The following is a 9,477-nucleotide window of genomic DNA, read 5'->3' as shown; positions in this document are numbered from 1 at the left end:
TGAATGCCGGAGCGAAGGGATCCCGAGCCTTGGCGAGGGACCGAACGTTGGGGCAGACCTTTTGGTTACTTTTGGCTGGGCCGGCATTCCGGGCGTTTGCCAAAAGTGACCCGACCGTCAGGGCGGAACCGACAGCCGCCACGCCCGCAGCAACGGATATGTACACAGTCAAAAAGCTCGCGAGCAGCCTCGCTCCCACAGAGATATGTAGTGGACACAAAACCTGCGGGCGACACTTGAACAACGGTCAATTGGGCTGCTCGAGCTGCCCATCCCAACCACCCCCCAACGCAGCAATCAACTGCACACTGGCAATCAGCCGGCTCTGCAGCAAATTCAGCGCCGTGCGCTCATTGTTCAACGCCGTAGCCTGCACCACCACCACATCCAGATACGCAATCACCCCGGCCTTGTACTGATTCTGCGTCAAGCGCAAGGACTCCCGGGCCGCATCCAGCGCCTGCTGACGCACCACAGCCTCATCTTCCAGCACCTTGATCTGCACCAGGAAGTCTTCCACCTCACGGAACCCGTCCAGCACCGTCTGACGATACTTGGCCACGGTCTCATCGTAGGCCGCTTCACTGCGATCCACTTCCGCCGAACGCTGCCCACCATCGAACAACGTCATCGCCAGTTGCGGCCCCACCGACCAGAACCGGTTCGGCAGGCTGAACAGATTCTTCGAGGTACTGCTGCTGTAACCCCCGTTCATGCTCAGGGTCAGGTCCGGGTAATAGGCTGCCTTGGCCACACCGATGTTGGCATTGGCGGCAATCACCGAACGCTCGGCGGAAGCGATGTCCGGACGGCGTTCCAGCAACTGCGAAGGCAGGCTCAGCGGTACATCCGGCAATACCGGAATCTCATCGGTTTCCGCCAGCTTGAACTCAGCGGGCGGCAGACCGATCAACACCGCGATGGCGTTTTCGAACTGGGCCCGTTGCCAGATCAGATCCACCAGATCCGCCTCGGTGCTCTTGAGCTGCGTCTGCGCCTGGGCCACCGCATCCTTGCCCGAGACACCCGCGCGATACTGGTTTTCGGTCATCTTCAGCGAACGTTTGTAGGCCTCGACCGTCGCCTCCAGCAGCCGCTTCTGCTCATCGATCACCCGCAATTGCAGGTAGTTCTGCACCAGTTCCGACTGCTGGCTGAGGCGCATCGCCGCCAGGTCGGCGAAGCTCGCCTGGGCATTGGCGGTGTCGGCTTCCAGGCCACGACGCAACTTGCCCCAGATATCCGCCTCCCAGCTGACACCGGCTTGCGCGGTGTAAGTGTCACGAATACCGCTGGAAGAACTGCTCAGGCTCGAACTGCTGCTGCCGGTACCCTGGCTGGAACGGGTTTTCCCGGCGGTCAGGTCCACGGTCGGGAAAAACGCACCGCGAGCGCTGCGCACCAAGGCCTGGGCCTGACGGTACTGGGCTTCGGACTGGGCCACGGTCTGGTTGGAGCTGTTGAGCTTGTCGATCAGGCCATTGAGCTGCTGGTCGCCATACAGCTCCCACCAGGCGCCACGGGCCAGGGCATCGCTCGGATTGGCCTGACGCCAGCCCTGCGCTTCCTTGTACTGCGCGGGCTCGGCGGTTTGCGGGCGCTGGTAGTCCGGGCCGACGGCGCAGGCACTGAGCATCGCCACGCACAACGATAGGCTCAGCAGCCGCGAACCTCGGGCAGTGATGATCGGTGTGGCCAGGTTGAACAGCGAACGGTCATTCATAGCGGAGTTTCCAGAGCAGCATCGGTACGCACGCCACGCCAGCGGTTGAAGCGATGGCGCAGCTTGTCGAGATAGAGGTAAACCACCGGGGTGGTGTAGAGGGTCAGCACCTGGCTGAAGATCAGCCCGCCGATGATGGTCAGGCCCAGCGGCTGGCGCATTTCGGCGCCTTCGGCACGGCTGAGCAGCAACGGCAAGGCACCGAGAATGGCCGCCAGGGTGGTCATCAGGATCGGTCGCAGGCGTTGCAGGCAGGCATTGCGGATTGATTCCAGCGGTTCCATGCCCTGCTGGCGTTCCAGTTGCAGGGCCAGGTCGATCATCAGGATGGCGTTTTTCTTCACCACGCCGATCAGCAGGAACAGCCCCAATAGCGAAATCAGGCTGAACTCGCCGCCCAGGGCATAGATCGACAGCAACGCACCGACACCCGCCGACGGCAGGGTCGAGAGAATGGTCAGCGGATGGATGTAGCTTTCATACAGCACGCCAAGCACCAGATACACCGCCACCAGCGCGCCGAGGATCATGAACGGCTGGCTCTTCTGGGTCGCGGCGAAGGCATCGGCGGTGCCGGCCATTTTCGCGATCACGTCTTCCGGCAGGCCGACCGAGGCGATCGCCCGCTCGATGGCGGCACTGCCCTGCTCCACCGTCACCCCTTCGGCCATGTCGAAGGAAATGCTTTCCGAGGCGAACTGGCCTTCGTGGCTGACCCGGTCGTCTTCCAGGCTGTTTTCGTAATGGGCGATGGTCGACAGCGGCACCCGCGCGCCATCAGCGGTGATCACCTGCACCTGATTGAGGGTGATCGGGTCCTGGGCGTATTTCTGGTTGACCTCCATGACCACCTGATACTGGTTGAGGCTGTCATAGATGGTGGAAATCTGCCGCTGGCTGTAGGCGTTGTTCAGCACCGCCGTGACCATGTCCATGTCGATCCCCAGGCGCTTGGCCTGGTCGCGATCGACGATCAGCGTCACCTGCTGGGCACCACGGCCTTCCCGGGCGTCAATCGCCGTCAACTCCGGCAGGGCCTTGAGCGCGGTCACCACTTTCGGATACCACTCGCGCAAGGCACCCAGGTCGCCGCTTTGCAGGATGTAGGAATACTGCGAAGTGGTCTGCTCACGGCCGCCGCCGAACTGCAGGTCCTGGTCGGCCATCAGCATCAACTGCGCACCGGCGACCTTGGGCATTTCCTTGCGCAGGCGCTCGATGACCTTCTGCGCGGAAATATTGCGCTCCTTGATCGGTTTCAGGCGCACCAGCATGAAGGCGTTATTGGTGCCGTTGGTGCCACCGATGAAGCCGGCCACGCTTTGCACCGCGTCGTCCTTGAGCACGGCACGGCGGAAGATTTCCATTTTCGGCTGCATCACGCTGAACGACAGGCCGTCGTCGCCGCGTACGAAACCGATCAACTGGCCGGTGTCCTGCTGCGGCAGGAAGGTTTTCGGCACCACCACGTACAGGGCAACGTTGACGCCGACGGTGATGAACAGGCTGAGCAGCGTCAGGCGGCGATGACGCAACACCCAATCGAGGCTGGTGGCGTACTTGGCGACCATCCATTCGTTGGCCCGCGCACTCCAGCGTTGCAGGCGGTTTTCCTGGCCCGGCGTGTGGGGCTTGAGCCAGCGTGCGCAGAGCATCGGCGTCAGGGTCAGCGACACCAGCAGTGAAACCACGATCGCCGCGGCCAGGGTGATGGAGAACTCGCGGAACAGGCTCTCGATGATGCCGCCCATGAACAGGATCGACAGGAACACCGCCACCAGCGACACGTTCATCGACAGCAAGGTGAAACCGACTTCCTGGGCGCCGAGATAGGCGGCCTTCATCGGTTTGACGCCTTCGTCGATATGCCGGGAAATGTTCTCCAGCACCACGATGGCGTCGTCCACCACCAGGCCCGTGGCGAGAATCAGCGCCATCAGCGACAGGTTGTTCAGGGAGAAGCCGTAGAGGTACATCACGGCAAAGGTGCCCACCAGCGACACCGGCACCGCCAGCGTCGGGATCAGCGAGGCGCGGAAGTTACCCAGAAACAGGAACACCACCAGGATCACCAGCGCCACGGCGATCAGCAGTGTCATTTCCGCTTCGTGCAGGGTGGCCTTGATCACCGGCGAGCGGTCCATGGCCAGGTTCAGCTTGACGCTGGCCGGCAATACCGCCTGCAACGCCGGAAGCTGGGCCTTGATCTCATTGACCGTCTCGATGATGTTGGCGCCGGCCTGGCGGTTGATCACCAGCAACACCGCCGAGTCATCATTGAAGAAACCGCTGTTGTAACGGTCCTCGACGCCATCGCTGACCTTGGCCACATCCTTCAGGCGCAGGGCCGCACCATCGGCGTAATGGATGATCAGCGATTCGTAATCCTTGGCTTTTTCCAGCTGATCGTTGGCCTGTACCTGCCACAGCCGCTGATCGCCCTCCACCGAACCCTTGGGCCGGCGCACGTTCGCGTTGGCGATGGTGTTGCGCACGTCATCCAGGGCCACGCCGTACTGGTTCAGCGCCTGGGGTTCGAGCTCGATACGCACGGCCGGCAGGGAGCTGCCGCCGATTTGCACTTCGCCGACGCCCTGCACCTGGGACAGGCTCTGGGACAGAATGGTCGAGGCCAGGTCATACAGCTGGCCCTTTTCCAGTACATCGGAGGTCAGCGACAGCACCATGATCGGTGCCTGGGACGGGTTGACCTTCTTGTAGGTCGGCATGCTGCGCATACCGCTGGGCAACAGGTTGCGTGAGGCATTGATCGCCGCCTGCACTTCCCGGGCGGCGCCGTTGATGTCGCGATCGAGGTCGAATTGCAGGATCACCCGGGTCGAGCCCTGGCTCGATCGGCTGCTCATGGTGTTGACCCCGGCGATGGCGCCGAAGGAGCGCTCCAGCGGCGTGGCCACGGTGGAGGCCATCACTTCCGGGCTGGCGCCGGGCAGGCTGGCCTGGACCACGATCACCGGGAAGTCCATTTGCGGTAGCGGCGACACCGGCAACAGGCCGAAGCTCACGCCACCCAGCAGCATGATTGCCAATGAAAGCAGCATGGTTGCCACAGGGCGTTTGATGAAAGGAGCCGAGAGATTCATAGGTGGCAACCACTGGCTGCAAGCTGCCAGCTGCAAGAAAAAAGCAGGGATCGCGCAGGTTTTGACTGGCGGCTTGAAGCTTGAACCTTGTAGCGCGCCGTCATACCACCACCTCTTTGCGCTCAGGCTTGCCGAAGCGGCGTCCCAACCGATCGAAATACAGGTAGATCACCGGCGTGGTGAACAGGGTCAGGATCTGGCTCAGCAACAACCCGCCAACCATCACCAGACCCAGCGGTTGACGCAGTTCCGCGCCGGACCCGGTGGCCAGCATCAGCGGCACCGCGCCGAACAAGGCGGCCAGTGTTGTCATCAGGATCGGCCGGAAGCGCAGCAAGGCCGCCTGATAGATCGCGGTCTGCGGGTCCATGCCCTGGTTGCGCTCGGCGTCGAGGGCGAAGTCGATCATCATGATCGCGTTCTTCTTCACGATACCGATCAGCAGGATGATGCCGATGATGGCGATCATGCCCAGGTCATTGCCGCTGAGGATCAACGCCAGCAAGGCGCCGACCGCCGCCGAGGGCAAGGTGGAGAGAATGGTGATCGGGTGGATGTAGCTCTCGTACAGCACGCCCAGCACGATGTACATGGTGACGACTGCCGCCAGAATCAGCAGCAAGGTACTCGACAGCGACGCCTGGAAGGCCTCGGCGGCGCCCTGGAACTGGGTCTGCACGCCGATCGGCATGCCGATGTCCTTCTGCACCTGCTCAATGATCTCGACCGCATGCCCCAGCGCCACGCCGGGAGCGAGGTTGAAGGACATCATCACCGCCGGGAACTGGCCGATGTGGGTGATGGCCAGTTGCGCCTGACGTTCTTCGATATGCGCCAGGCTGGACAGGCGCACCTGACCGCCGTCGGTGGTCTTGACGTGGATCTGGTCCAGCGCCTGCGGGCCGATCTTCTCGCCGGACTGCGATTGCAGCACCACGCGGTACTGGCTGGCCTGGGTGTAGATGGTGGAAATCTGCCGCTGGCCGAACGCGTCGTACAGCGCGTCGGTGATGTTCGACACCGACACCCCGACCCGCGAGGCGGCATCACGGTCGATCACCAGGTAGACCTGCAGGCCCTTGTCCTGCAAATCGCTGGCAACGTCGGTCAGCTCCGGGCGCTCGGCCAGGGCTTCGACCAGACGGCCGCTCCACAGGCTGAGCAGCTCGGAATCCGGCGACGACATGCTGAACTGGTATTGCGTGCGGCTGACCCGGTCCTCGATGGTCAGGTCCTGCACCGGCTGCATGAACAGACGGATACCCACCAGTTTGTCCAGTTCCGGTTGCAGGCGGGCAATCACCTGATTGGCGCTCAGGTCGCGATCGCTGTGGGACTTGAGGTTGATCAACAGGCGGCCGCTGTTGAGCGTCGAGTTGTCACCGTCGACACCGATGTAGGACGACAGGCTCTCGACCGCAGGGTCCGCCAGGATCACCTTGGCCAGTTCCTGCTGACGCTCGCTCATGGCGGCGAAGGAAATCGACTGCGGCGCCTCGGAAATGCCCTGGATCACCCCGGTGTCCTGCACCGGGAAGAAGCCCTTGGGCACCGCCATATACAGGAACACCGTCAGCGCGAGGGTACCAACAGCCACCAGCAGGGTCAGCGGCTGGTGCTTGAGCACCCACTGCAATTTGCGGCCGTAGGCGGCAATCATCCAGTCGATGAAGGCGCCGCTGGCACGGTAGAAGCGGCCCTGCTCGTCTTCCTTCGGTTCACGCTTGAGCAGCCGCGCGCACATCATCGGCGTGAGGGTCAAAGAGACGACGAGGGAAATCAGGATCGCCACCGCCAGGGTGATGGCGAACTCGCGGAACAGGCGCCCTACTACGTCGGCCATGAACAGCAGCGGAATCAGTACCGCGATCAGCGACAGGGTCAGGGAAATCAGGGTGAACCCGATCTGCTTGGCGCCCTTGAGCGCTGCATTCAAGGGGCTGTCGCCCTCTTCGATGAAGCGGGAAATGTTCTCCAGCATCACGATGGCATCGTCCACCACGAAACCGGTGGCGATGGTCAGGGCCATCAGGGTCAGGTTGTTGACCGAGAAACCGGCGAGGTACATCACGCCGAAGGTGCCGATCAGCGACAGCGGCACGGCCACCGACGGAATGATGGTGGCACTGGCCCGACGCAGGAACAGGAAGGTGACCATCACCACCAGGGCGATGGCGATCAGCAGTTCGTGTTGCACGTCCTTGACCGAGGCGCGGATGGTCTGGGTGCGGTCGGTCAGCACCACCACGTCAAGGCCGGCCGGCAGGTTGTCGGTGATGCTCGGCAACAAGGCCTTGATCCGGTCCACTACCTCGATGACGTTGGCCCCCGGCTGGCGCTGAATGTTCAGCAACACCGCCTGGTTTTCATTGGCCCAGGCCGCCAGACGTTCGTTTTCCGCACCATCGACAATCTCGGCCACGTCCTTGAGGCGCAACGGCGCGCCGTTGGCATAGGCGAGGATCAGGTTGGCGTAGTCCGCGGGCGAAGTCAGCTGGTCGTTGGCGTCGAGCATCGACACCCGGGTCGGGCCGTCGAAGTTGCCCTTGGGCTGGTTGACGTTGGAGGCACCGATGAGGGTGCGCACGTCCGACAGGTTCAGGCCGTTGGCCGCCAGGGCCTCGGGATTGACCTTGATCCGCACCGCCTGACGCTGGCCGCCGGCAATGCTGACCATGCCGACGCCGCTGATCTGGGCGATTTTCTGCGCCATGCGGGTGTCGACCAGATCGTTGAGCTTGGGCAACAGCATGGTCTTGGAGGTGATGGCCAGGGTCAGCACCGGCGTGTCGGCCGGGTTGACCTTGTTGTACACCGGCGGCGCCGGCAGGTCCTTGGGCAACAGGTTGGTGGCGGCGTTGATCGCGGCCTGCACCTGCTGCTCGGCGACGTCCATATTGATATCGAGGCTGAAACGCAGGGTCAGCACCGAGGCGCCGCCAGAGCTGGTCGAGGCCATCTGGGTCAGGCCGGGCATCTGGCCGAACTGGCGTTCCAGAGGCGCGGTGACAGCGCTGGTCATGACGTCCGGGCTGGCGCCGGGATAAAGGGTCATCACGCGAATGGTCGGGTAGTCGACCTGGGGCAATGCCGACACCGGCAGCAGGCGATAGGCGATCACGCCGGCCAGAACGATGGCCAGCATGCTCAGGGTGGTCGCTACCGGGCGAAGGATGAACAGCCGCGAGAGATTCATGCGCCGCCCTTTTTCGCCTTGTCGGCAGGTGCTTGTTCAGTGGTGCTCGCCGCCGATTTGCCCTGCAGATGGCCGGCCGGATTGGTCGGCACCTGCTGTGGATCGTTGACCACTTCAACCTCGCTGCCGTCCTTCAGACGGTCGGTACCTTCCAGTACCACGCGATCACCGGCCACCAGACCTTCGGTGACCACGGTGTTCTGACCGTCACTGGCACCGATTTTCAACTGACGGATCTTGACCTTCTTGTCGCCGTCCAGGGCATAGACGAAGGTGCCGTTGGTGCCGAACTGGATCGCGGCGGATGGTGCCAGGATCACGTCTTTCAGGGTGTCGGCCAGCAGGCGCACGTTGACGAACTGGTTGGGGAACAACGACTGGTCGCGATTGTCGTAGCGGGCTTTGAATTTCAGGGTGCCGGTGGTGACGTCGATCTGGTTGTCCAGGCTCTGCAATACGCCGGTGGCCTGCAGCTTGGTGTCGCCGCGATCCCAGGCTTCGGCCGGCAGCTTGGCGCCGCTGCGATAGCGGGCGAGCACGGTGTCGAGGCTGTTTTCCGGGAGGGTGAAGGCGACGCTGATCGGCTGGGTCTGGGTGATGATCGCCAGCGCCGTGGTGTCGTTGGCGGCTACAAGGTTGCCGACATCGAGCTGACGCAGGCCCACGCGTCCGGCAATCGGCGCGCGGATCTTGGTGAATTCCAGATTGAGCTTGGCGTCGTTGACCGCCGCCTGATTGGTCTTGACCGTGCCCTGGAACTGGCCGACCAGCGCGACCGCGGTGTCCAGGGTCTGCTTGGCGATGCTGTCTTCCTTGTAGAGGCCGGTGTAACGCTCGACATCCACCTGGGCGTTCTTCAACTGCGCCTGGTTCTGCAACAAGGTGCCTTCGGCCTGGAGCAAGGCGTTATGGTACGGGCGCGGGTCGATTTCGGCCAGCAGATCGCCAGCTTTCACCATCTGCCCTTCCTCGAAATAGATCTTGACCAACTCGCCACCGACGCGGCTGCGCACATTGATGGTGTTCAGCGCAGTGACGGTGCCCAGCGCCTTGTAATACAGCGGGAAATCGCCCTTGACCGCCGGGGCCACTCGCACCGGAACCGGTCCGGAAGCGCCACCGAACCCCGGACGCATCCCGCCTGCCCTGCCCGTATGCCCTGCCGTGGCCTTTGGCTGTGCCCCTTCTTTCGGCGCAGCACCGCCAGGCCAGAATTTCCAGCACAGGGCGGCGATGACCAACAGGACAAGCAGGCCGAACAGCCAGCGACGGGGACTACGGGAAGCGGAGGATTGCATTGAGAGATCAACCATTGGGCGCGTGGGCTTCTGTTACATAAGGCTGAACGATAAGCACTGACGGCTGGTAAGCAAAGCGCCTTTACCGGCAATTTACCTTTGGCTTACGTAACAAGAGATTTGTGTAAGACACTGAAGCACAAATGAAAACGGCCT

At 62.7% G+C, this 9,477-nt stretch carries 4 protein-coding genes; all 4 read right to left on the bottom strand.

Annotated features, from left to right (window positions below):
- Positions 1 to 247: 247 nt before the first annotated feature.
- The gene (locus tag HNO86_RS18195) at positions 248 to 1,723 is read right to left on the bottom strand and encodes an efflux transporter outer membrane subunit (RefSeq protein ID WP_175378317.1); all 1,476 of its coding nucleotides are present in this window, start codon (positions 1,721 to 1,723) and stop codon (positions 248 to 250) included.
- Positions 1,720 to 4,827, bottom strand: coding sequence for an efflux RND transporter permease subunit (locus HNO86_RS18190; RefSeq protein ID WP_175378316.1), 3,108 nt, complete (start codon positions 4,825 to 4,827; stop codon positions 1,720 to 1,722). Before HNO86_RS18190 ends, HNO86_RS18195 begins: the two co-directional genes overlap by 4 nt.
- Before the next feature lie 100 nt (positions 4,828 to 4,927).
- Positions 4,928 to 8,023 carry an MdtB/MuxB family multidrug efflux RND transporter permease subunit gene (locus HNO86_RS18185; RefSeq protein WP_175378315.1) on the bottom strand — a complete coding sequence of 1,032 codons (3,096 nt, stop codon included), beginning with the start codon at positions 8,021 to 8,023 and terminating at the stop codon, positions 4,928 to 4,930.
- Positions 8,020 to 9,336: an MdtA/MuxA family multidrug efflux RND transporter periplasmic adaptor subunit gene (locus tag HNO86_RS18180; protein ID WP_175378314.1), complete on the bottom strand. Its 1,317-nt coding sequence runs from the start codon at positions 9,334 to 9,336 to the stop codon at positions 8,020 to 8,022. The genes HNO86_RS18185 and HNO86_RS18180 overlap by 4 nt, the downstream gene beginning before the upstream one ends.
- Between the last annotated feature and the right edge of the window lie 141 nt (positions 9,337 to 9,477).

The sequence above is a fragment of the Pseudomonas sp. C1C7 genome, from assembly GCF_013359595.1.
GTDB lineage: Bacteria > Pseudomonadota > Gammaproteobacteria > Pseudomonadales > Pseudomonadaceae > Aquipseudomonas.
The sequence above is the reverse complement of the archived record's forward strand: the minus strand, read 5'-3'. Positions and strand labels throughout refer to the sequence as shown.